General features: G+C 63.8%; 25 protein-coding genes and 1 pseudogene. 9 read left to right on the top strand and 17 right to left on the bottom strand.

Annotated elements, in window-relative coordinates; translation table 11 throughout:
* Positions 1 to 2: 2 nt before the first annotated feature.
* On the bottom strand, positions 3 to 200 hold the full coding sequence (locus ACZZZM_RS00300) for a hypothetical protein (RefSeq protein WP_463593116.1): 198 nt from the start codon (positions 198 to 200) through the stop codon (positions 3 to 5).
* Positions 201 to 312: 112 nt separating this feature from the next.
* Here ACZZZM_RS00300 and ACZZZM_RS00295 point away from each other — a divergent pair, with 112 nt between their 5' ends.
* From ACZZZM_RS00295 to ACZZZM_RS00285, 3 genes are all read left to right on the top strand, one after another.
* On the top strand, positions 313 to 789 hold the full coding sequence (locus tag ACZZZM_RS00295) for a c-type cytochrome (RefSeq protein ID WP_463593115.1): 477 nt from the start codon (positions 313 to 315) through the stop codon (positions 787 to 789).
* 93 nt (positions 790 to 882) lie between these two features.
* Positions 883 to 1,344 (top strand): thermonuclease family protein, encoded by a 462-nt coding sequence (locus ACZZZM_RS00290; RefSeq protein ID WP_463593114.1) that lies wholly within the window; start codon positions 883 to 885, stop codon positions 1,342 to 1,344.
* An 88-nt stretch (positions 1,345 to 1,432) separates the two neighbouring features.
* Complete coding sequence (locus tag ACZZZM_RS00285; protein WP_463593113.1) at positions 1,433 to 1,798, top strand: hypothetical protein; 366 nt, start codon at positions 1,433 to 1,435, stop codon at positions 1,796 to 1,798.
* A gap of 49 nt (positions 1,799 to 1,847) precedes the next feature.
* On the opposite strand, the gene ACZZZM_RS00280 is transcribed toward ACZZZM_RS00285, so the two are convergent.
* Positions 1,848 to 2,105 carry a YjhX family toxin gene (locus tag ACZZZM_RS00280; protein WP_463593112.1) on the bottom strand — a complete coding sequence of 86 codons (258 nt, stop codon included), beginning with the start codon at positions 2,103 to 2,105 and terminating at the stop codon, positions 1,848 to 1,850.
* Between the two features lie 294 nt (positions 2,106 to 2,399).
* On the opposite strand from ACZZZM_RS00280, the gene ACZZZM_RS00275 reads away from it, so the two are divergent.
* Entirely contained in the window at positions 2,400 to 3,335 is a 936-nt protein-coding gene (locus ACZZZM_RS00275; RefSeq protein ID WP_463593111.1) for a lipase family protein, read from the top strand.
* A 50-nt stretch (positions 3,336 to 3,385) separates the two neighbouring features.
* Here ACZZZM_RS00275 and ACZZZM_RS00270 read toward each other — a convergent pair whose 3' ends face one another.
* Positions 3,386 to 3,988 (bottom strand): opacity protein, encoded by a 603-nt coding sequence (locus tag ACZZZM_RS00270; protein ID WP_463593110.1) that lies wholly within the window; start codon positions 3,986 to 3,988, stop codon positions 3,386 to 3,388.
* Positions 3,989 to 4,341: 353 nt separating this feature from the next.
* Between ACZZZM_RS00270 and ACZZZM_RS00265 the strand changes: the two are divergent.
* Positions 4,342 to 4,719: pseudogene (locus ACZZZM_RS00265) on the top strand (OmpA family protein); the annotation flags it as partial.
* A gap of 103 nt (positions 4,720 to 4,822) precedes the next feature.
* On the opposite strand, the gene ACZZZM_RS00260 reads toward ACZZZM_RS00265, so the two are convergent.
* The 7 genes from ACZZZM_RS00260 to ACZZZM_RS00230 all read right to left on the bottom strand — a co-directional run bounded on the left by ACZZZM_RS00260 (position 4,823) and on the right by ACZZZM_RS00230 (position 9,496).
* Positions 4,823 to 5,488 (bottom strand): hypothetical protein, encoded by a 666-nt coding sequence (locus ACZZZM_RS00260; protein ID WP_463593109.1) that lies wholly within the window; start codon positions 5,486 to 5,488, stop codon positions 4,823 to 4,825.
* A 110-nt stretch (positions 5,489 to 5,598) separates the two neighbouring features.
* Positions 5,599 to 6,117, bottom strand: a complete 519-nt coding sequence (locus tag ACZZZM_RS00255; protein WP_463593108.1) for a CHRD domain-containing protein — start codon at positions 6,115 to 6,117, stop codon at positions 5,599 to 5,601.
* A gap of 79 nt (positions 6,118 to 6,196) precedes the next feature.
* Positions 6,197 to 6,322 carry a hypothetical protein gene (locus ACZZZM_RS00250; RefSeq protein ID WP_463593107.1) on the bottom strand — a complete coding sequence of 42 codons (126 nt, stop codon included), beginning with the start codon at positions 6,320 to 6,322 and terminating at the stop codon, positions 6,197 to 6,199.
* A gap of 94 nt (positions 6,323 to 6,416) precedes the next feature.
* The gene (locus ACZZZM_RS00245; RefSeq protein WP_463593106.1) at positions 6,417 to 7,784 is read right to left on the bottom strand and encodes a hypothetical protein; all 1,368 of its coding nucleotides are present in this window, start codon (positions 7,782 to 7,784) and stop codon (positions 6,417 to 6,419) included.
* 92 nt (positions 7,785 to 7,876) lie between these two features.
* Positions 7,877 to 8,935, bottom strand: a complete 1,059-nt coding sequence (locus ACZZZM_RS00240) for a ribonucleotide-diphosphate reductase subunit beta (protein ID WP_463593105.1) — start codon at positions 8,933 to 8,935, stop codon at positions 7,877 to 7,879.
* A gap of 25 nt (positions 8,936 to 8,960) precedes the next feature.
* Positions 8,961 to 9,173, bottom strand: coding sequence for a hypothetical protein (locus tag ACZZZM_RS00235; protein WP_463593104.1), 213 nt, complete (start codon positions 9,171 to 9,173; stop codon positions 8,961 to 8,963).
* Positions 9,170 to 9,496 (bottom strand): hypothetical protein, encoded by a 327-nt coding sequence (locus ACZZZM_RS00230; RefSeq protein ID WP_463593103.1) that lies wholly within the window; start codon positions 9,494 to 9,496, stop codon positions 9,170 to 9,172. Before ACZZZM_RS00230 ends, ACZZZM_RS00235 begins: the two co-directional genes overlap by 4 nt.
* A gap of 86 nt (positions 9,497 to 9,582) precedes the next feature.
* Here ACZZZM_RS00230 and ACZZZM_RS00225 point away from each other — a divergent pair, with 86 nt between their 5' ends.
* Entirely contained in the window at positions 9,583 to 9,852 is a 270-nt protein-coding gene (locus tag ACZZZM_RS00225; protein ID WP_463593102.1) for a DUF2171 domain-containing protein, read from the top strand.
* Positions 9,853 to 9,920: 68 nt separating this feature from the next.
* On the opposite strand, the gene ACZZZM_RS00220 is transcribed toward ACZZZM_RS00225, so the two are convergent.
* The 3 genes from ACZZZM_RS00220 to ACZZZM_RS00210 all read right to left on the bottom strand — a co-directional run bounded on the left by ACZZZM_RS00220 (position 9,921) and on the right by ACZZZM_RS00210 (position 14,882).
* The gene (locus tag ACZZZM_RS00220) at positions 9,921 to 10,400 is read right to left on the bottom strand and encodes an SPFH domain-containing protein (RefSeq protein ID WP_463593101.1); all 480 of its coding nucleotides are present in this window, start codon (positions 10,398 to 10,400) and stop codon (positions 9,921 to 9,923) included.
* 59 nt (positions 10,401 to 10,459) lie between these two features.
* Positions 10,460 to 12,388, bottom strand: a complete 1,929-nt coding sequence (locus tag ACZZZM_RS00215; protein ID WP_463593100.1) for a ribonucleoside-diphosphate reductase subunit alpha — start codon at positions 12,386 to 12,388, stop codon at positions 10,460 to 10,462.
* 535 nt (positions 12,389 to 12,923) lie between these two features.
* Positions 12,924 to 14,882: a hybrid sensor histidine kinase/response regulator gene (locus ACZZZM_RS00210; protein WP_463593099.1), complete on the bottom strand. Its 1,959-nt coding sequence runs from the start codon at positions 14,880 to 14,882 to the stop codon at positions 12,924 to 12,926.
* 133 nt (positions 14,883 to 15,015) lie between these two features.
* On the opposite strand from ACZZZM_RS00210, the gene ACZZZM_RS00205 reads away from it, so the two are divergent.
* Entirely contained in the window at positions 15,016 to 16,617 is a 1,602-nt protein-coding gene (locus ACZZZM_RS00205) for an amidase (protein WP_463593098.1), read from the top strand.
* Here ACZZZM_RS00205 and ACZZZM_RS00200 read toward each other — a convergent pair.
* Both ACZZZM_RS00200 and ACZZZM_RS00195 read right to left on the bottom strand, forming a co-directional pair.
* A complete protein-coding gene (locus ACZZZM_RS00200) occupies positions 16,610 to 17,005 on the bottom strand; it encodes a DUF4345 domain-containing protein (RefSeq protein WP_463593097.1) in 396 nt (131 codons plus the stop codon). The genes ACZZZM_RS00205 and ACZZZM_RS00200 overlap by 8 nt on opposite strands.
* Entirely contained in the window at positions 17,002 to 17,460 is a 459-nt protein-coding gene (locus ACZZZM_RS00195; RefSeq protein WP_463593096.1) for a DUF2721 domain-containing protein, read from the bottom strand. Before ACZZZM_RS00195 ends, ACZZZM_RS00200 begins: the two co-directional genes overlap by 4 nt.
* A 60-nt stretch (positions 17,461 to 17,520) precedes the next feature.
* On the opposite strand from ACZZZM_RS00195, the gene ACZZZM_RS00190 reads away from it, so the two are divergent.
* Positions 17,521 to 18,612 (top strand): GNAT family N-acetyltransferase, encoded by a 1,092-nt coding sequence (locus tag ACZZZM_RS00190; RefSeq protein WP_463593095.1) that lies wholly within the window; start codon positions 17,521 to 17,523, stop codon positions 18,610 to 18,612.
* 2 nt (positions 18,613 to 18,614) lie between these two features.
* Here ACZZZM_RS00190 and ACZZZM_RS00185 read toward each other — a convergent pair whose 3' ends face one another.
* Entirely contained in the window at positions 18,615 to 19,076 is a 462-nt protein-coding gene (locus ACZZZM_RS00185) for a hypothetical protein (protein ID WP_463593094.1), read from the bottom strand.
* Between the two features lie 142 nt (positions 19,077 to 19,218).
* Between ACZZZM_RS00185 and ACZZZM_RS00180 the strand changes: the two genes are divergently transcribed.
* Positions 19,219 to 19,680 (top strand): DUF6265 family protein, encoded by a 462-nt coding sequence (locus tag ACZZZM_RS00180; protein ID WP_463593093.1) that lies wholly within the window; start codon positions 19,219 to 19,221, stop codon positions 19,678 to 19,680.
* 137 nt (positions 19,681 to 19,817) lie between these two features.
* Here the strand turns inward: ACZZZM_RS00180 and ACZZZM_RS00175 are convergent, their stop codons facing one another.
* Positions 19,818 to 20,075, bottom strand: coding sequence for an ATP synthase F1 subunit epsilon (locus ACZZZM_RS00175; protein WP_463593092.1), 258 nt, complete (start codon positions 20,073 to 20,075; stop codon positions 19,818 to 19,820).
* Between the last annotated feature and the right edge of the window lie 34 nt (positions 20,076 to 20,109).

Genomic DNA, 20,109 nt, shown 5'->3' with positions numbered 1-20,109 from the left:
GGTCAGCTTGCGGGCCGCTCGACCAGCCGGGTCTCGCGATGGCACTGGTGGCAAAAGGCGAAGTCGAACATTTCGTTGAGCGCCCATTCCTGTCTGTGAACATGCCACTCGGCCCAGGCATCGCGCGTGACGGCGGTGCCGCCGCAACGATCGCACCCATATTCGATCCGGGATATTCCTTCCGCCACGCTGGCGAGCATAAACGCGGGAAACTCCGTTTTGGCGAGAAGCTCCTCCGAAATGGAGCAAGTCGCGCGGCATTGCCGCGGGCGCCCGGCAGGGATAGCCTGCGCGCAAACAGAGGAGACGGGCATGCGGCGGACGACATGGGCGATGGCGGGCGCAGCATTGCTGCTGGGTACGGCCATGGCATCGGCGCGGGACGGCGAGGCAGCGGCGCCGGGCGTGCATGATGGGGTAATCGCAGGAAGGCAGGCAGCGTTCCTGATGTCGGCGGCGTCGCTCGGCGGGATGAAGGCGGCGGTGGATCGCGGCGACGATGTCAGGACCCAGGCCTTTGCCGCGCGATCGATGGCGCGTTGGGCGGCGGCCTTGCCCGGCATGTTCCCCGCAGGAAGCATGTCCGACAAGTCGGAGGCATTGCCGGTAATCTGGAGCGACCGCGCTGGTTTTGAAGCCCGTGCCGCCGCTTATGCCGAGGCGGCGACCAAGCTCGCCGACCTTGCCAAGGCGGGCGACAAGGAAGGGTTCGCGGCGCAACGCGAAGTCGTCGGCGGCACGTGCAAAGCGTGCCACGACACCTATCGCAAGCCGCAGGCCCCGCGCTGATCCCTCCAAAACCGGCGAATCTCCACCGCAAAGCCTCCACGGTGGAGCGGCCTGCACACGCTTTGTTAGCCGAGTGGCCGCAGAATCGGGCGCATGCGATATGTGCTCGAAGCCGTGCTGATCGGCAGTGCCGCGCTTGGCGGATGGATGCTCGCCGGCCCCCGCGGCGCGGCGCCCGCCCCGGCGATTGCCGCGGCCGATAGCGGCCCGGCGCGTGCCTTCGGCTTCTGCCATTCCGGCGGCGGGACCGACTGCGTGGTGGACGGCGACACCTTCTGGATGAACGGCGAGAAGATCCGGGTTTCGGATATCGACGCCCCCGAGACGCACCCCTCGCGCTGCCCTGAGGAGGCGCGGCTCGGTGCGGCCGCGACGCAGCGGCTGCGGGCACTGCTGAGCGCGGGTCCGGTAACGCTCGAGATCGGCGACCGCGATACCGACAAATATGGCCGGGCGCTGCGCATCGTCACGCGCGGAGGCAAATCGCTGGGTGAGCAATTGGTCAGCGAGGGACTGGCGCGGCGCTGGACGGGGCGGCGGCAACCCTGGTGCTGAGCGCGCAAGCCCGACTTGCACATCCTCGCAAATTATGTCCGGATTGTTCCTGAAGGGCGCGGGTATATCGGCAAAGGGGAGATATCACATGCGTACTCTGACGATGGCGGCGATCTCGGCTGCGGCGTTGCTGCTGCCAAGCGCGGCGCAGGCCGACCAGCGCAACTTCGTGCTGACCAACGTCACCAGCCGGACGATTTCCGAGCTCTATATCTCGCCGACCAACGTCAACGATTGGGAAGATGATGTGCTCGGCGTCGATACGCTGGGCGAGCTAGATAAGACCGTGATCCGCTTCGTCGACGATGTCGACGAGTGCGTCTACGATCTCAAGATCGTCCATGACGATGGCGATTCCTCGATCTGGACGGGCATCAACCTGTGCGAGAACAATTTCGTGGTCGTCCAGTATCAGGACGATGGCACGCCGATCGCGCAATACGGCAACGAATAGCCATTCCGGGAGCCGCCCCGCCTCCGCGGGGACGGCTCCCTTTCAGGCGCTACCGATTGTCGAGCTGGGCGCGGACTGCGGCCAGGCCCTCGCGGTTGATCCGATAGGGCTGGCCGCTTTGGCTGGCGATGAGCCCGCGGCGCTTTAGCCGCCGGAACAGGCCGAGCGTGCAATCGGTGAGGACGAAGCCATCCCGCGTGAAGCAGTCCGCCGCGACGATGCGGCCTTCGGGGCAGCGGCGGTGGACGATGCGCCCGCCTTGCGCCAGCGCGTGGAGCACGCGCTGTTCGTTTTTCGAGATATTCAAGGTGATGCCTTTTCGCTGACGTGCGTCGGCGCGCCCCGCTGTTGAGCGGGGACGGCGCATGCGCGACGGCGCACCGGGCGGGACCCGGGCCGCCGATCAGCGGGCGGCAATTTCCTTCATGGGGCGCTCTCTGGCGGTGAAGCATGCATTTTGGCGCAGGGAACGGGCATTCGTCAACCCGTTCCCCGCATTCGCCCGCTGCGCGGCAGACCTGCGGGCCAACCCGGACCTGGGACTCCACTGAATTGCGGCGACTCGCCACGGGAGGCCAGGGAGCGGACGAAAGGAGCGAGGATGCGCGACTGCATGAAACGGCGGATGCTCTATGCGGCTTCGCAAGCCTATCAGCCCCGGATGGAAATGGAGCAGCGCCGCGTCGGCTGGATCGAACCGCCGCTGGCGATTGCGCGCGGCATCGACCTGGCGCTGGTCGGGCGCGTCAATGAAGGCGTGGTGGTCGCGTTCCGCGGGTCGCTGCCGCCCTTCTTCGGCACCGGGCATGACGAGTGGAGCGTGGTGCTCGACTGGCTCAACGGCGGTTTGTCGCTGTGCGTCGAGGATCCGATCTATGGCGGCGGAGTGCATCTGGGCTTTGCCGACTCGCTGCGGCGGCTGTGGAGCGATGCCGAGGGCAGGCCGGGTTTGCATACCGCGGTGCAGGCGATGCTCGACCAGAGCCTGCTCGACCGGCGATCGGCGCGGCATCTGTTCGTGACCGGGCATAGCAAGGGCGGCGCGCTGGCCAATCTGTTTGCCATGCGCGCGGCGCGGCAGACTTGCTGGGCGGACTTGGGCGTGAGCGTGGCGACGATCGCCGCGGCGCGGGCGGGCAATGCCGCCTTTGCCAGGAGCTATGCAGAGAGCCGGATTGCGTGCCTGCGCTACGAGATCGAGGGCGATCCTGTGCCGCATCTGCCGCCGGGACCGCAGGCGCCGAGCTTTGTGCGGGCGCTGGCCAAGGCGCTGTTTCCGCAGCTGGCGACCGCGGACTATGCGGCGGTCGGCGAGCGAGTCTCTGCAGGCGAGGGCAAGGAACTCAAGCCGTGGGACGGGGCGCGGCGGACGCGGCGGCTGGCCGGGCTGCTGCGGCCGCGCGGCTTCCGGCTATCGGGCCTGGTGCCGCAAGTGGCGGCGCACTCAATCTGCCCGGGGAGCGGTTACGATCGGCTGATCTGTCTGGGCGAGGCGGCGTGCGATCACGGGCGCGGCGGGGAGCGCATGCGGGCGTGAAAGGAGCGGGGCACCCTTCCGCAAGAAGGACGCCCCGCCGCCAATCGGCTTTAGAAGTGAGCGATCAGGCCCGCCATCGGGCGGAAGCTGTTGAAATCGCCGAAGGTGTTGGCTTCGAGACGCAGGCGCACGCCGCTATTGCCGGTAAGGCCGCCGAGACCGATATCCTTGGGGCCGACTTCGACGCCGACGCCGTAGGTCATGTCGTGGAAATCGCGGCTATTCTCACCGAACGTGTCGAAATTGACCCACTGATAGCCGACCTTGCCATAGATCAGGCCGCTATCGCCGGCGCGCACGCCGAACCGGCCGGCAGCGCCATATTCCCAATCGATCGCACCCTTGACGCCCTTCACGACATTGCCCTCGGCACCGACGAACAGCGGCCCGAGCGGGACGTTGACGCCGAGCACGCCCTGGACGACGCTGCCATCGAGATCGCGGCCGACGAGCGGGATGCCGGCGCGAGTGCGCTCGTCGTCGAAGCGCTCATAGCCGCCCATCACGCCGAAATAGGGCTCGATGCCGAAAGCGGACGTGCCATCGGGCGCGGCGGTTTCGGTGGTGGTGCCGCTGGTGTCCGCAGTCTCCTGCGCGATGGCGGCGGTGGGGAGCGCCGCGGCGACGGCGGCGAGGAGGATGAGCTTACGCATTACAATGAACCCTTGGTTTTTTTCGTTTGCCGATGGCCGTGCCGCATCCCGGAATGGACGCGGGGGGCATCGGAGGGCTGCGGAGCGAATGGGGACGGGCTTTGTTGCATCGCAGCAGTGATTAAAGCGGGTTGCCAATGAAGTGTGGCTGTGCGGCAACGGTTTGTGAACACAGGATAAATGGGCGAGCCGCGATGCGTCTAACATGTGTCAGGATTTGTAAGGTTTGGACATATTGACTTGGGCAGGCCACCCGATCACGCATGTGCAGGAACGAAGGTTTTCAAAGGGGAAGAATGATGCGGAAGATCCTGGCAATTGCATTGCTCGCGGCCGGCGCGCTCAGCGTTGCGCCACCGGCTGCGGCCCAGACCGCGAACTGCGTCGCCGGGCCGTTCATGGTGTTCTTCGATTTCGACAGCGACAAGGTCACGCCCGCGGGCGCCGCGATCCTCGACAATGCCGCCTCCGCCTACATGACCTGCGGCCAGGCTCAGGTGATGATTGCCGGTCACACCGATCGCGACGGCACCGATCAATATAATGTCGGGCTGTCGCAGCGGATGGCAGCGAACGTGCGCGGCTATCTGGCCGGCCGGGGAATCCCTGACGGCGTGATTACCACCGAGGCCTTTGGCGAGAGCCGCCCGCTGATCGACACCCCGGACGGCGTGCGCGAGCCGCAGAACCGCCGCGTCGAGGTCACGTTCGGGCCAGGCAGCGGCTGGTAAGCGCGGCAGGTTTCGGGACGAAGCGACCCGCACTTCCCGGCCCGGCGCCCGCCAATCTTCCCAATCTTCCCAATCTTCCCAATCTTCGCAGTGACCATGGAGGTCATTCGGCGGGCAGATCGGTGATCGCGTCGAGCTGGCCCGGAAAGGACTGGCGCGCCATGGCCTGGGGATCGGCGGCGGTCTGCTTGTCCCGCTCCCACGGGGCGGCAAAGCGGCGGGGATCGAGCCGGGCGAGCAGCCATGTCAGCAATTTGTCGCTGGGCAGGCGCTTCTCGACCATCAACTCGCCGCGATGCCAGATCTGCTCGGTGCGGCCATTGATCGCGCGATCGAAGGCGAGCGCCGAGAGCCGCCCGACGGCCAGTTGCTCCGCTGTGTCCCAGGCGGCGGCGAAGGCCGGCGAGCGCATCCGCAACTGATAGGCCGAGCGCGCCGAAAGACGCGCATCCGCAGACGCGAGATGGACCGAGCCGGTTTCGGCAAGGCTGGCGAGGAAGTGCCGCTGGCGCTCGGCGCTCCACCCGGCACGCCTGCGGCTGTCGGGGAGGGCAATTCCGTCAAACGGCGTGGCATCGCCGGCTGCAGTAACCGCCGGAGGCAGCAGGTCGGTCGGGTCTGGCGGGGCGCGATCGGCGATGGCGACGAGCGACAGGCGCGGCCCGCCTTCCTCATCCGCCGCCTCGGCAATGGCCTCGTCCCGATCGCCCGCCGCAACCCAGGCGTCGAACTCCTCGTTCGAGATTTCAGGCGCGGGATAGTGTCGCATGACTGGCTCCTCATGGTTTTTCGGAGCGCGGGCAGATAACCATATTGGTTGGTGTAGGACAGGTTTATTTTCGCTGGCTGCGGCTGCCGGGTCCGGCCTGGTGAAGCGGTTCAACCGGCGACGACGGTCCCGCTGATCTCGCCCGCGTTGAACTTGTCGGTGTGGACGTTGAGGATGACGAGCCCGCTTTTCATCGCGGCGACGAATGCGTCGAAACCCAGCGTGGATTTGAGCAGGGCGGCGCCGGTATCATAATCATAGTCGCGCATCGTGACGCGCAGCCCGTTGGGAGTGGCCTGGTAATCGGCGCCATAAGGCAGCGGCAATGCCAGCGCCGCGGGGCCGCCGGCGGCGGTTGCGTATTTGTGGAAATGGACCGGGCCGATCGGGGCGGCGACGAGCTTGTCCCACAGATCGTCCATGCTGATGCCGGTGACCTGGAGATCGACCGAGACGCGCTTGGTGTCGGTATCGACGCGGATTGTGGCGCGGCCGGTGGCGGCGGAGCCGGTGGGCGCGTCGCCATAGGCGCCGTTGAGCACGGCGTGGAAGGTGAGGGTCTCGGCCTGTGCGGGCGCGGCGATCGCGGCGAGGGCGAAGACGGCGGCTATGGCGGCATTGCGGATCATGACATTCCCCCTCGATGCGATCTTAGAGGTCTGCGATCCTCATGGCCTGGCGTCAAGCGACGGCGTCAGGGCATCGGGGTCAGCGCGTGCCGGTCCTGGCGATCTCGGCCCAGACATCCTGCGTCTCGGCGTAGCGCGCGCCGGCCTTGAGATAGAAAGCGACATGGGGGAAGTCGGCGGGCTTTACGCCTTCGCGCTTCGCCAACGCTTCGAAGCGATCGGGGAAGGGCTTGGTCTCCGCGGCGGCGGTATCCGGGGGGTGAGGCGCGGATTACGTAGCGTGTCCTTGGAAGGTTAAGCTAGGCTAGGATCTGTCTGACTCTTTGATCGATGAATTCATCGGCTGAGGTCCGACGCCATTGAGCGACCATATCTAGCAAGGTAATGACGTCCTGATCGTCCAGTGGCAGAATTACTCCGCGGTCATCGCGAGCTGTATCCCTGCAACGAGCAATAAAGCGTTCTTTATCTTGGAGTTCCCGACAACAAATGATGCCAAACCGACCACGTTGTGGCGAGAAGCGACCAGCAATTTGATCGAGTTCAGGATTTGCCATGTCGCGCGAATAGTTCTTACATTCGACTGGCACGAACTGGCTCCGCATCTGGGGTTGCGTTTGAGCCCGTCGGAAGAATCCATGCTGCGATGCATTGGTGTACAAGATATCAATTCGTTTGCGCCCTTCATGGATCTCCTGTTCCATAACGGGATATATGAGGTTGGGATAAAATAGGAACTCAAACACGCCGACCATGAAACGATGGTAACGGGTGGCATCATCCGGCCCGCGCGGAATATTTGGAAGCTCGGCGATCAAGGCCCGTGCAAAAACTACCTCATCAAAGTTTTCGAGTATGTCTGAATTGGAGGCGGCGCCCACGCCGCCCGGAAGCTCTCGATAGAACCGCTTGTAATTTTCCAATACTTGTGGAGTTGCACCCGCAAACTGCGCTAAGAAATCCTTAGAAAATTCATATTTTTGCTTCAAGTCCTTCTTAAATACCTTTCGCTCTCCGGACTTCTTAATAACGTGCACCAAGCCGGAGCCTCTGGCGACCTCTTCCTGCTCAAGATAATCCAGCACGAAATCACTATAAAATTCTTGGCTGGTGAGGGTCATTTGTCGCCGAACACTAAATTTCGGCACCAAAAGCAAGCCAGAGTTCCCAACAATAGGAAGGTCGAAATATCCAGTTACCCAACTCTCCGACGCGATGTCCCAGATCCGCGAGACGGCCACGTTAGGACGTACAGGAATATTCCAGAGTTTAGCTTGTTGTTGAGTGTACTCAATGAGAGGGCGCTTAATGATATTGGTGGTGATATCAGACAGCCCATCGGGGCCGATGCCATCAACAAAAAGATCAAACTCACCTAAGTCCTGCAATAGGCCACTTTGAGCAGCGCGACTGCTGGAAAGTGCCGCGTAGAGATCAAGAGCTTTCTCCCCACCAACACCACGGCCTCGGCGCGGTTTAGTACCATAACCCAAGCCAGTCTCTTTAGGCTCTTTTAAGTTGCTGAGAATTCGCGTTGCCGCATCTCTGTCACCAGCATGGATGAGCGCAAGCGCCCTCTGAAAAAATGAATTTATGTGATCCAAGCATAGTGTGGACCAGCTATCGTCTTTCAGAGAAATTGCGAAAGGATCGACAAATAAAAGCACGTCACGTTCAGTGTGAGTGTCAACGAAGTCGAGACTTGGTTGACTCACGCCGAGTTGAAAATGCTCTGAGATCCTAGGCAATTTTCAAATCCTCACTCCGCCGCAATCCCAGCCTTCGCAAACATATCCCCTTCGCCGCTCGCGACATCCTCATTCGCAACAGGCCCGGCCTTCGCCTTCTGCCGCTTGTCGAACGAATCCCACACTTCGTTCCACGCCCCCCGCGTCGCGCCTTTCGAATATTCGGTCGCGCGCTGTTCGAAGAAATTGGCGTGCTCGACGCCGTTGAGCAGAGGCGCGAGCCAGGGGAGGGGGTGTTCGTCGATCATGTAGATCGGCTTGAGGCCGAGCTGGCCCAGCCGCCAATCGGCGATGTAGCGGATATACTTCTTGATCTCCTTGGGGGTCATGCCGTTGACCGGGCCCTGTTCGAAGGCGAGATCGATGAAATTGTCCTCGAGGCGCACCGTCGTCTGGCACATGTCCATGATGTCGGACTTCACTGCCTTGGTGTAGCAATCGCGCTCGCGGACGAAGGTGTGGAACAGCTTGATGATGCCTTCGCAGTGGAGGCTCTCGTCGCGGACCGACCAGCTGACGATCTGGCCCATGCCCTTCATCTTGTTGAAGCGCGGGAAGTTCATCAGCATCGCGAAGCTGGCGAAGAGCTGGAGCCCCTCGGTGAAGCCGCCGAACATCGCCAGCGTCTTGGCGATATCGACATCGGTCTCGACGCCGAAATTCTGCAGATAGTCGTGCTTGTCCTTCATCTCGGCATATTCGAGGAACATGCCATATTCGCTCTCGGGCATGCCGATGGTGTCGAGCAGATGGCTGTAGGCGGCGATGTGCACCGTCTCCATGTTGGAGAAGGCGGCGAGCATCATCTTGATCTCGGTGGGCTTGAAGACGCGGCCATATTGCTCGTGATAGCAATTCTGGACCTCGACATCGGCCTGGGTGAAGAAGCGGAAGATCTGGGTGAGCAGATTGCGCTCGTGATCGGTGAGCTTCTGCGCCCAATCGCGGCAATCCTCGCCGAGCGGCACTTCCTCGGGCATCCAGTGGATCTGCTGCTGGCGCTTCCAGAAATCATAGGCCCAGGGATATTCGAAGGGCTTGTACTGGTTGCGGGCTTCGAGAAGGGACATGGCGGTTACTCCGAGACGAACTTGATTATTGGGAAAGGCGGAAGGCGGCCGCGAAGCCGCCGAGGAACAGGCCGAGGGCGAAGAGCATCATGCCAGCGATGCGCAGGGCGTAGGTGGTCGCCTCCGCATCGGGCAGGCCGAGGGCGCGGCGAACCAGCGACGGGCGCACCAGGGTGGTGAGGCCCGCGCTGCCGGCGACGGCGGCCACTCCGGCCATCATGGCGAGGCTGCGGGTCATTCGTGATCGATCACGCGGCCGCGATCGCGCGTGACGACGCGCTCGCGCACCACCACCTTGCGGCCGCGATTGGCGCCGACGCCGAACACGCAGATGCCGAGGAAATAGCCGAAATCATACCAGCCGCCATTGTTGGGCACGGCGTAGATCGAAACGTCGGGGACGATGAGCGACAGGAACCAGGCGACCGGGAAGATGAAGCCGTGCCACAGGCCGAACAGGAAGCCGGGTGCTGCCGGCGCAGTCGAGCCCACGGCCTGGGTGGCGCAGGCGGCGAGCGTCGCGAGTGCGGCGAGGGCGAACCATGGGCGGAGGTTGGTCATGCGGCGATCCTTGCATCGTTTCGCGGCCGTGCATCGATTTTCCGGCGCACGCGTTGAGCGCCCGAACCCCCCAAAGGAGATCGAATATGGCCGATACCAGCAACATCCGCGAGCATATGGAAGTCATCGGCGCCGACGGCGTCCATGTCGGCACCGTCGACCATGTCGAGGGCGACCGCATCAAGCTCACCAAGAAGGATTCGGGCGCGCAGATCGAAGGCGCCGAGGGCGCGCATGCCGGGCACCACCACTACATCTCGACCGGCCTGATCGCCGACGTCGAGGGCGACCAGGTGCGGCTCAGCGCCAATGCCGATGTGGCGGTGACGTTCGAGGAGGAAGAAAGCGAGGGCTGAGGCCCGTGGAAGGGGCGCGGAACTCGTTTCCGCGCCCCTTCCCTCGTTTGTGAAATCGCGGGCGTGCATCAATCCGCTTCCGGCTTGCTGATTGCCAGGCGGCGCGACTCGGTGACCGGCAGGCCGCCCTCGGTCGGAACGTAAATCAGCGACGCCTTGCTCGATTCGAGCGCCTGAATCTGCAGGTAGCGGAGATAACCCTCGGGGCCGCCGAGACTGTTCTGCAGGATCGCATTGGCTTCTGCCGCGCCCTTTGCACGAATGACTTCGGCCTCGGCCAGCTGGATCGAGCTTTCCTTCTTGGCCCGCGCCTCCAGGATCGCGACTTGGCGTGACGACTGCGCCTCGGCCAGCGCCGCCTCACCCGCTAGCCGCTGCGAATAGACACGGTATTGCGGATAGCCGAACAGCACGACGACCAGCGCAATCGCGCCGACGACGGCTGCTATCATCGTGCACCCTGTCTTCTGGTCCATGCTTCCATCCTCGCCGACCGGCGGCTTCGGCCGCCCTTCCTTCAGCCACACCGACATGCGAGGCGGCTTCACCGCGCCCGCCAACCGTTGTGACGAGTCCCCGGATTACTCAGGCAAGCCGAGGCTGCCACTCACTGGCACGCCAGGCATTCGTCGTAATCGCGTGATTCGACTTCGAACTTGGGGGCGTCGATCGTGTTGTCGGCCTCCACGCCGCCCGCGAAGCCGGCGCGCTGGACCGACTTCGAGCGCAGGTAATAAAGCGACTTGATGCCCAATTCCCACGCGCGGAAGTGGAGCATCAGCAGGTCCCACTTCTCGACGTCCGCGGGGATGAACAGGTTCAGCGACTGGGCCTGATCGATATAGGGCGTGCGATCGCCGGCGAGCTCGAGGATCCAGCGCTGATCGATCTCGAAGCTGGTCTTGAAGCAGTCCTTTTCCTCCTGGCTGAGGAAATCGAGATGCTGGACCGAGCCGCCCATCTCGAGGATCGAATTCCAGACATTGTCGCTGTTCTTGGACTTCTCCTTGAGCAGCTTCTCCAGATATGGATTGCGCACCGACCACGAGCCCGAAAGCGTCTTGTGGGTGTAGACATTGGCCGGGATCGGCTCGATGCAGGCGCTAGCGCCGCCGCAGATGATCGAGATCGACGCCGTCGGTGCGATCGCCATCTTGCAGCTGAAGCGCTCCATCACGCCCATATCGGCGGCATCCGGGCAGGCGCCGCGCTCGACGGCGAGCTGCATCGAAGCCTCATCGACCTGTGCGCGGATGTGCTTGAACATGCGCAGGTTCCACGACTTGGCCATCGCCCCTTCGAAAGGGAGTCCGCGCGCCTGAAGGAAGCTGTGATAGCCCATCACGCCGAGACCGACCGAACGCTCGCGCATCGCCGAATAGGCGGCCTTTTCCATGCCCGGCTCGGCCCGGTCGATATAGTCCTGCAACACATTGTCGAGGAAGCGCATTACGTCCTCGATAAAGCCCTTCTCGTCCTTCCACTGATCCCAATTTTCGAGATTGAGCGAGGACAGGCAGCACACCGCGGTCCGATCGTTGCCGAGGTGATCGGTGCCGGTCGGCAGGGTGATTTCCGAGCAAAGGTTCGAGGTCGAGACCTTGAGGCCCAAATCGCGGTGATGCTTGGGCATGTTCGAATTCACGTGATCGGCGAAGACGATATAGGGCTCGCCGGTCGCGAGACGGGTCTCGACGAGCTTCTGGAACAGCGCACGGGCATCGACCTTGCCGCGCTCGCTCTGGTCCTTGGGGCTGCGCAGCGTCCATTCGGCGCCGTCACGCACGGCTTCCATGAAGGCGTCGGGGATGAGGACGCCGTGGTGGAGGTTCAATGCCTTGCGATTGAAATCGCCCGAGGGCTTGCGGATTTCGAGGAACTCCTCGATCTCGGGATGCGAGATATCGAGATAGCAGGCGGCCGAGCCGCGGCGCAGCGAGCCCTGGCTGATCGCGAGGGTCAGCGAATCCATCACGCGGACAAAGGGAATGATGCCGCTGGTCTTGCCATTGAGGCCGACCGGCTCGCCGATGCCGCGGACATTGCCCCAATAGGTGCCGATGCCGCCGCCGCGCGACGCGAGCCAGACATTCTCGTTCCAGGTATCGACGATGCCGCCCAGGCTGTCGGGCACCGAATTGAGGAAGCACGAGATCGGCAGACCGCGCCCGGTGCCGCCGTTCGAGAGAACCGGGGTGGCGGGCATGAACCACAGCTTCGAGATGTAATCGTAGAGACGCTGGGCGTGCGGCTGATCGTCTGCATAAGCCGAGGCCACACGGACGAAAAGATCCTGGAAATTCTCGCCCGGAAGCAGATAGCGATCCTTGAGCGTGTCCTTGCCGAATTCGGTGAGCAACGCGTCGCGCGAATGATCGACTTCGACTGCGAAGAGCTGGACGTCGACGCTGTGCGAATCGCTCTTGGCCTTCTTGGCGCGAGCGGGCTTGGGCGCAGCCGCTTCGGGCGCTGCCTTGGCAATGATCGGTGCTTCGGTGACGGTTTCGCTCACGCTATCGGTGTCCCTGAATTCCATGACTTAAAGCCCCTATCGCCCACAACACGCCTCCATTCACGGGAAGGCTCCGTTCGACTCGGGGGACGGTCAGCATAGACCCGCGCAATGAGAACAAAAAGTGTCCATCGCGCTGCAGCCAGACACGCAGCAACCTGTTCCGCATATAGCTATGCGGCGCTGGTTCTACCAGTGCTTGAGCTTGCCCCTCAGTGCAACCACTACAGATTGTGCCAAACCGAGTCCGGGCACAAGATGCTAAATGGTTAATCGGGCCAACGTTTCGTCGCTAAAATGACTCGGCTCGTGGCATGCCAAATCGTCCCGAGATGCCGCGACGCGTGGACCTTCCTAGGGTTTTTGGAAGGCAAGAGGAGAAATACGAAGGCGAAAAAAATTAATGCCGCTGTGAATCCTGTGGACACAATCTGTGGGGTTGAGCGGGCTTACGCTTTTCTAGCCCCTCCCATTCAGGGGAGGGTTGGGGGTGGGGCATGGCCGACCCGATACGCCTGAAGGGGAGGGGCTTAAGATGAGAAATCTTCGAGCCTACGTCTTAGCGCCCAGGAAACTGGACGACTTGTCCCGGGCTGCGGCGATGGGCGGTAGCTTCGCGGATGGCGTCGGCCAATTGTTCTTCGCGGAAGGGTTTGGCGAGTTTTACCAGGTGATTCGCGGCCCCGGCGGGGAGATCGGCATAGCCCGAGACCATCAGGACGGGGAGATCGGGCCAGCCGGTCTGGGCGGCGTCGGCGAGCTCGGCGCCGTTCATGTCGGGCATCGCGAAATCGGTGAGCAGCAGATCGGCGGGGAGATTGCCGAGCGAGCGGAGTGCCTCACGCCCAGAGGCGACGGCGACGACCTTGTGGCCCATATCCTCAAGCATCGCGCTGGTGTTGGTCAGCACCAGTGGATCATCGTCCACTACCAGGATCAGTAGCGGCTCGCTGGCGCGGGGGGCGGGCGAAGGCAGGCTTTCTGCAGCGGCAGCCTTGGCCGCGACCGTGGCAACGGGGAGCCAGATCTCGGCAGTGGTGCCCTGGCCGGGCTTGCTGAGCAGGACGAGCTTGCCGCCGCATTGCTCGGCAAAGCCCTGGACCATCGACAGACCGAGCCCGGTGCCCTTGCCGACGCCCTTGGTGGTGAAGAAGGGATCGGTGGCGTGGGATAGCGTATCCGCGTTCATGCCTTCGCCTTCGTCGACGACGCAGAGGCAGGCATAGGTGCCCGGGGCAAGCCCGTGCGAGCGCCCCTCGACATGCTCTTCGCGCGCCGAGATCGTGATCGCGCCGCCCGCGGGCATCGCATCGCGCGCATTGACTGCCAGATTGAGCAAGGCGAGCTCAAGCTGGGCGGCATCGGCATGGACGGGCTTGAGCGTAAGCGGGAAGCGCGTCTCGATCGTGGTCTCGCCGCCGATTGTGCGCTCGAGCAGATCGGCCATGCCGCGGACGAGCTGCGCCAGATCGACCGTGCCGAGCGTGAGCTCTTGCTTGCGCGCGAAGGCGAGCATGCGCTGGGTGAGCGTGGCGCCGCGCTCGGCCGCCTTCATCGCATTGTCGATGAAACGCGACGCATCGCCGCCGCCGGCGATGCGGCGGCGCGCGAGATCGAGGCTGCCGATCACGGCGGCAAGCAGATTGTTGAAATCGTGCGCGACGCCCCCGGTGAGCTTGCCGATGGCTTCCATCTTCTGCGACTGGAAGAACGCTTCCTGTGCCTGTTCGAGCGCGAGCTGAGCGTTGCGGCGTTCGGTCAGGTCGCGGGTGATCTTGGCGAAGCCGACCAGCGTTCCGTGATCGTCGCGGACCGCATCGATCACGACGTTTGCCCAGAAGCGCGTGCCGTCCCTGCGCATCCGCCAGCCTTCGGCTTCGAAGCGGCCCTCGCGTTCGGCGGTTTCGAGCGCGCGGGTGGGGAGGTCGGTCGCCTTGTCTTCTTCGGTATAGAAGCGCGAGAAATGCTCGCCGACGATCTCGTCGGCAGTATAGCCCTTGAAGCGCTGCGCGCCGGGATTCCAGCTGACGACATGGCCACCGGCGTCGAGCATGTAGATGGCATAATCGGTCACGCTCTGGACGAGCATGCGGAAGCGTTCTTCCGACAGGCGCAATGCTTCCTCGGCAGCGCGGCGCTCGGTCAGGTCGCGGGTGATCTTGGCGAAGCCGACATGGCGGCCGGCGGCGTCGTGGATCGGATCGATGACGACATTGGCCCAGAAGCGCGAGCCGTCCTTGCGCATCCGCCAGCCTTCGGCCTCGAAGCGGCCTTCGGTGAGCGCAGTCTTCAGCGCGCGGGCCGGGGTTCCCGCCTCCTGGTCCTCGGTGGAGTAGAAGCGGGAGAAATGCGATCCGATGATCTCGGCGGGGGCATAGCCCTTGAAACGCTGGGCGCCCGGATTCCAGCTCGCGACATTGCCTTCCACATCGAGCATGTAGATCGCGTAATCGGTTATGCTCTGGACCAGCAGTTCGAAGCGGTTGCCCGGCAAATCGTCTATCATTGTGGAAGGCATCGTGGCGGTGGTCCGGGGCGACGGCAAGCGTTTAGAACGTGCCGGGGACAGCCGCGTTCCGCGCTTCGGGCGGCTGGCATCGGGGGCGGCGTTCGCCTAGCCTGTGTATCCGAACGAACTCAGGGGGTTGGCGATGCGCGGTTGGATATTGGCGGCGGCACTGGCAGCGGGCGGGCCGGCGATGGCGCAGGATATCGTTATCCAAGAGCCGCCGGTGGATACGATCACCATCGGCGAAATGTCCATCGACCAACTCGGCGCCAAGCTGGCATCCGGCGAATGGACCAGCGAACGGATCGCGGACACTTATATCGAGCGAATCAAGATGCTCGACCAGCGCGGACCGACACTTCGATCGGTGATCGCGATCAGCCCGAACTGGCGCGAGCAGGCGGGCGCGAGCGACGCGCGGCGCAAGGCGGGCAAATTGCTGGGCCCGCTCGACGGGATTCCGGTGCTGATCAAGGACAATATCGAGACGAAGGAACTGCCGACCACGGCGGGGAGCCTGGCGCTTAGGGACAATATGACCAAGCGCGACGCTCCGGTGGTCGCGCGGCTGCGCGCGCAGGGTGCCGTGATCCTCGGCAAGACCAACCTCAGCGAATGGGCAAACATCCGCTCGACCAAATCGATGAGCGGGTGGAGCGCGATCGGCGGCCTGGTGCGTAACCCTTACGCACTCGACCGCTCCTCGTGCGGGTCGTCGAGCGGATCAGGCGCGGCGGTCGCGGCGAGCCTCGCAGCAGTGGCGGTGGGGACCGAGACCGATGGTTCGGTGGTGTGCCCCGCATCGATGAACGGGCTGGTCGGGCTCAAGCCCACGATCGGGCTGGTGAGCCGCACGCATGTCGTGCCGATCAGCCATAGCCAGGATACACCGGGGCCGATGGGGCGGACGGTGAAGGATGTGGCGATCCTGTTCACCGCGATGGTCGGCACCGATCCCGCCGATTCGACGACGAGCAGCGCGGATAGCTGGCGCAGCGATTTTGCCGCGAAGCTGTCTGCTGACGGGTTGAAGGGCGTGCGGCTGGGCGTGATCCGCCCCGATATGCCCGCGGCGCTCGCAGCGAAGTTCGAGGAGGCGCTTGGCGTTTTGAAGGCGCAGGGCGCGGTGCTGGTCGATATCACGGTGCCGAAGCTGGAGGGACTGGGCGATGCCGAATTCATCGTACTCAAGACCGAATTGAAAGCCGATCTCAACGCGTATCTGGCGACTACGCCGGCAGCGGTGAAGACGCGGACGCTGGCCGACGTGATTGCCTTCAACGAAACCAACAAGGCGGCGGAGATGCCCTTTTTCGGGCAGGAAATCTTCATCGACGCGGAGAAGACCAAGGGGCTCGACGATCCGGACTACAAGGCGGCGCGCGAGAAATCCTATTGGATGGCGTCGGCGGACGGGCTCGCGAAGATGATGCGCGCGGGCAATGTCTCGTTCCTGGTCGAGCCGACCTATGGGATGCCGTGGCTTTCCGACCCGGTCTATGGCGACCAGTTCCAGGGGCCGAGCGCGAGCGAGCTTCCAGCAGTGGCGGGATGGCCGCACCTCACCGTGCCGATGGGGCTGGTGCAGGGATTGCCGGTGGGACTGTCGTTCATCGGATCGCGTTACACCGAAGACCGGATGCTGCGTGCGGGCTATGCATATGAGCAGGCGGCAAAGGCGCGGGTGGCGCCGACCTATGCGCCGAGCGCGCCCGCCGACCTGGGGCCGCGCAAGATCAAGTGAAGCGCCGGGCGAGTCGCGCCTGCCAGACCAGGATCAGCGGCAGCTCGACCAGTTCGATGCCGAGGCCGATGAGGTGGCCGATCGAGGGCGTGCCGATCGCCACCAGCGAATAGAAGCGGAACAGTCCGCCGATAAAGACCATGAAGGCGAGCATGCGCAGCCGCGGCCCGCGGCGCTCGATGTTGGGGATGCAGGAGGCGAAGAGCAGCAGCATCCCCAGGAACAGCCCCGATATGTAGCGAAAATGGCTGTCGAGATCGGTGGGGATGATTGGTGGCTTGAGGAAGCCGGGGCCGCCGAGCGTGCCTGCGAGCGCGGCGCTGAGGGGCAGCAGCAGAGTCAGCGCCATCAGCGCCTGAAGCAGGCGCTTCTCGGCGGTGCGGCTCACTTGTCGAGCTCGAGCAATTCCTTGCGGACATGGATCGCCTTGAGCGACATGCGGACTTCGAACAGGAAATAGATGAGCCCCGCCATAAGCAGCAGCATCGAGAGGATGAAGGCGATAGCGACCCAGAGGCCGACATGGAGATTGGCGAGGCGCGAGACGAACATCAAAGCGACGACGACGCAGATCGCCAGCGCGCTCGCGGTGCACAAGAAGATGGCGTGGTTGATCACGGCGATGCGCTTGTCGATGATGCGCAATTCCCAGACGTGGCGGTCATGCTCGGGCCCGGTCGAGCGCGGATGCAATTGCTCGATCGAGCGCGCGCGATCGACGATCCGCGCGAGGCGGCCGACCATAACGTTGAGGAACGCGCCGATGCCCGCGAGCAGGAACACCGGGGCGATCGCCGCCTGGATGGTGTCGGATACCGTGGAGAGATAGGGGCTGGGGAACATCACCTGCCCTTATGACGGGGTTCAAACCTGTTGGTAAGAGGTAGGTGCTAAAAGCGCGGCATGTCCAAGCCGATGCCGCTCGATCAGTTTACGCGCCTGCCGCCGGCGCATGGGGTGGATTGCGTCGATGGGCTGGCGGGTTCGATCGATGCCGTGGCGGAGCGCGCGGCGGTTTCGCATCGCTTCCTGCGCTATGGCTGGTTCGCCGCGGCGCTGCGGGCCTATGGCGGATCGGCGCGGACGCTGATGGTGTCGCGTGAGGGTGAGCCGGTTGCGGCCCTGCCACTGGTGGCAAAGGGGCCGGGCTGGCTGGGGCTGGCCGAGATACCGGGATGCTATTGGCCGTTCCGCAGCTTCCCGGTGCGCGAAGATGCAGGCGTCGAGGTGATGGAGGCTTTGCTGCCGCGGCTGGCGCGCGAGGTGCGCGCGCTGCGAATCGGGCCGGTCTATGATGGCGATCCAGGCCTGGAGCTGCTCAAGGAAGCCGCGAAGGCGAGAGGCTGGGCAGTGCTCGACCGGTTCGTCGCGGATTCCTATCTGCTCGATATGCGCGCGGCGCAGGGGGAAGACGGTGGCTGGCCGCGTAATTCGACGCTGCGCAAGAACCGCTTTCACGAGAAGCATCTGGGCGCCCACGGCGCGCTAGACTGGTCGTTCGTCTCGGGCGGCGACTGGGACGCGGCGGCATTCGATGCGCTGGCGTTCGTCGAGGAGAAGAGCTGGATCGCGGCGCGGACTGATGGTTCGGATGCCAAATTCACTACCAGCGGCCATGGCGCATTCTGGCGCGCGGCGGCGGCGGATCCGGTACTCGCGGGCATGATGTGGGCGGCAATGCTGCGCGTCGAGGGTGCGCCCGCGGCCTTTTCGTTCGATCTCAATGCCGGTGCGCTCAAATATGCGATCGCCAACAGCTACGATCCGGCCTTCGGCAAGCATTCGCCCGGGAAGCTGCTTTATTACCGCAACCTCGTCCGCGCGCTTGAGGATGGCATTGCCAGCGTCGACTGGGGTGCGGGCGACAGCGGCTATAAGCGCGTGATCGGAGCCGAGAAGGGCCCGGCTATCCGCGACTGGCTGTTCGTGCGGCCAGGAGTCTCTGCGGTGGCGGCCAGGCTGCTTTCCGGGGCTTGGCGGCGCAGCGGCCGTTAGGCTCAACCCACCTTGTAGAAGCTGACTGCCATGCGATTGGTGCTCGTGCCGATCGCCATGCTGCCACCCCAGCTGACGCTATTGGTACGAGTCAGCTTGAACTCGTCTGGATGATAGCCCGGTGTGCCGGAAGTGACGGTGCAAGTGATGCTGAGCGCGGTGCCGGTGAGCTGCCCCTTACACTTCTGGCGGGCGGAAAAAGGCTGGATCACTTCGCCGGGCTTCCAATGCGGTTCGATCGCCACGATCTGGATGGTGTAGGCGCCGCCGACCAGATGCTTGGGAATGGCTACGCCGTGCACATAATAACTGCCGCCCGCAGCCCGCGGCCTGACCTCTCCGCCGAACGTCCATGAGCCTTCAAAGCCGCCGGGATCGGTGGCCGGGGCGGGGGCGGTTTGCGCCCGAGCGGGCTCTGACAAACCGAGCATCAGTGCCACCGCCAAACCAGCCAAGCGCATCATCGAATCCTCCCTGGTTACCCAGGCTAACCCAGTCGCGGTGTTGCGGCAAACCTGCGCATTTCCGCAGGGACTGGACTGTAGCCCCGGTTCGAGTCAGGCTCCCGCGGCTGAATTGTCAGCTGGGACGGCATGGGACGCCATGATGAAGTTGCACGCTGTGGCGGCGCTGGCCGCACTCGCTTTCACCGCGCCCGCTTCGGCGCAGGAAGCCGGCCCGTTGGACTGGCTGGTCGGCGAATGGTGCACGCAAGGGGAGGGGACGGGACTCAAGGGTACCACTTGCGAGAGTTGGCGGGCGATGGGGAATGGCGTGCTGCGCGGCATGGGCAAGACCTGGCACGAGCGCTTCGTGACGATCGACGAGCATATGGAGATCCGCCCGGAAGGCGATGGCTTCGTCTTTCACGCTCAGCCTATACGGCAGAAGCCGACGGATTTCCGCTCGGTGGGCGGGCAGCCGGGAATGGCGCTGCGCTTCGAGAACCGCGCGCACGATTATCCGCAAGTGGTGCGCTATTGGCGCGAAGGCGATGTGCTGAACGCGGAGATTTCGCTGGCGGATGGGAGCAAGCCGCAGCGATGGGTGTATGGGCTAAGGAAGTGAGGCCTCACGAATTCCTCCCTCGCGAAGCGGCGGAGGTAGCAGCCGCAGGCTGACGGAGGGAGTATTGGTCGCTTGCGCGATCGCTGCTGGAGAGGCCCCCTCCCCCCCGCTTCGCGAGGGAGGAATGGAGAAGGAGCTTATTCGGCGCGCTCGGCGAGGACCGTCAGGCCGCGTTCGTTGACTTCGGCGAAGCCGCCTTCGACACGGATGGTCTCGGGGGTTTCACTCATCGAGGTCCGGTAGATCTCGATATTGCCGTCGCGGACGGTCGACATCAGCGGGGCATGGCCCTGGAGCACACCAAAATCGCCTTCGCTGCCGGGGACGACCACCATGTGGACGCCTTCCGAGCGAACAAGCTTTTCCGGAGTGACGAGTTCGAAGTGCAGAGCCATTTTCTTACCTTAATCCCTCTCCCCGCGAGCGGAG

It is taken from the genome of Sphingomonas sp. AC522, from assembly GCF_979258125.1.
The sequence above is the reverse complement of the archived record's forward strand: the minus strand, read 5'-3'. Positions and strand labels throughout refer to the sequence as shown.

What these genes read in the sequence shown, in the direction of transcription:
- ACZZZM_RS00300 (WP_463593116.1), bottom strand. Translation starts at nt 200, where the DNA reads ATGCTCGCCAGCGTGGCGGAAGGAATATCCCGGATCGAATATGGGTGC.
- ACZZZM_RS00295 (WP_463593115.1), top strand. Translation starts at nt 313, where the DNA reads ATGCGGCGGACGACATGGGCGATGGCGGGCGCAGCATTGCTGCTGGGT.
- ACZZZM_RS00290 (WP_463593114.1), top strand. Translation starts at nt 883, where the DNA reads ATGCGATATGTGCTCGAAGCCGTGCTGATCGGCAGTGCCGCGCTTGGC.
- ACZZZM_RS00285 (WP_463593113.1), top strand. Translation starts at nt 1,433, where the DNA reads ATGCGTACTCTGACGATGGCGGCGATCTCGGCTGCGGCGTTGCTGCTG.
- ACZZZM_RS00275 (WP_463593111.1), top strand. Translation starts at nt 2,400, where the DNA reads ATGCGCGACTGCATGAAACGGCGGATGCTCTATGCGGCTTCGCAAGCC.
- ACZZZM_RS00270 (WP_463593110.1), bottom strand. Translation starts at nt 3,988, where the DNA reads ATGCGTAAGCTCATCCTCCTCGCCGCCGTCGCCGCGGCGCTCCCCACC.
- ACZZZM_RS00260 (WP_463593109.1), bottom strand. Translation starts at nt 5,488, where the DNA reads ATGCGACACTATCCCGCGCCTGAAATCTCGAACGAGGAGTTCGACGCC.
- ACZZZM_RS00255 (WP_463593108.1), bottom strand. Translation starts at nt 6,117, where the DNA reads ATGATCCGCAATGCCGCCATAGCCGCCGTCTTCGCCCTCGCCGCGATC.
- ACZZZM_RS00240 (WP_463593105.1), bottom strand. Translation starts at nt 8,935, where the DNA reads ATGTCCCTTCTCGAAGCCCGCAACCAGTACAAGCCCTTCGAATATCCC.
- ACZZZM_RS00235 (WP_463593104.1), bottom strand. Translation starts at nt 9,173, where the DNA reads ATGACCCGCAGCCTCGCCATGATGGCCGGAGTGGCCGCCGTCGCCGGC.
- ACZZZM_RS00230 (WP_463593103.1), bottom strand. Translation starts at nt 9,496, where the DNA reads ATGACCAACCTCCGCCCATGGTTCGCCCTCGCCGCACTCGCGACGCTC.
- ACZZZM_RS00225 (WP_463593102.1), top strand. Translation starts at nt 9,583, where the DNA reads ATGGCCGATACCAGCAACATCCGCGAGCATATGGAAGTCATCGGCGCC.
- ACZZZM_RS00215 (WP_463593100.1), bottom strand. Translation starts at nt 12,388, where the DNA reads ATGGAATTCAGGGACACCGATAGCGTGAGCGAAACCGTCACCGAAGCA.
- ACZZZM_RS00210 (WP_463593099.1), bottom strand. Translation starts at nt 14,882, where the DNA reads ATGCCTTCCACAATGATAGACGATTTGCCGGGCAACCGCTTCGAACTG.
- ACZZZM_RS00205 (WP_463593098.1), top strand. Translation starts at nt 15,016, where the DNA reads ATGCGCGGTTGGATATTGGCGGCGGCACTGGCAGCGGGCGGGCCGGCG.
- ACZZZM_RS00195 (WP_463593096.1), bottom strand. Translation starts at nt 17,460, where the DNA reads ATGTTCCCCAGCCCCTATCTCTCCACGGTATCCGACACCATCCAGGCG.
- ACZZZM_RS00190 (WP_463593095.1), top strand. Translation starts at nt 17,521, where the DNA reads ATGTCCAAGCCGATGCCGCTCGATCAGTTTACGCGCCTGCCGCCGGCG.
- ACZZZM_RS00185 (WP_463593094.1), bottom strand. Translation starts at nt 19,076, where the DNA reads ATGATGCGCTTGGCTGGTTTGGCGGTGGCACTGATGCTCGGTTTGTCA.
- ACZZZM_RS00180 (WP_463593093.1), top strand. Translation starts at nt 19,219, where the DNA reads ATGAAGTTGCACGCTGTGGCGGCGCTGGCCGCACTCGCTTTCACCGCG.
- ACZZZM_RS00175 (WP_463593092.1), bottom strand. Translation starts at nt 20,075, where the DNA reads ATGGCTCTGCACTTCGAACTCGTCACTCCGGAAAAGCTTGTTCGCTCG.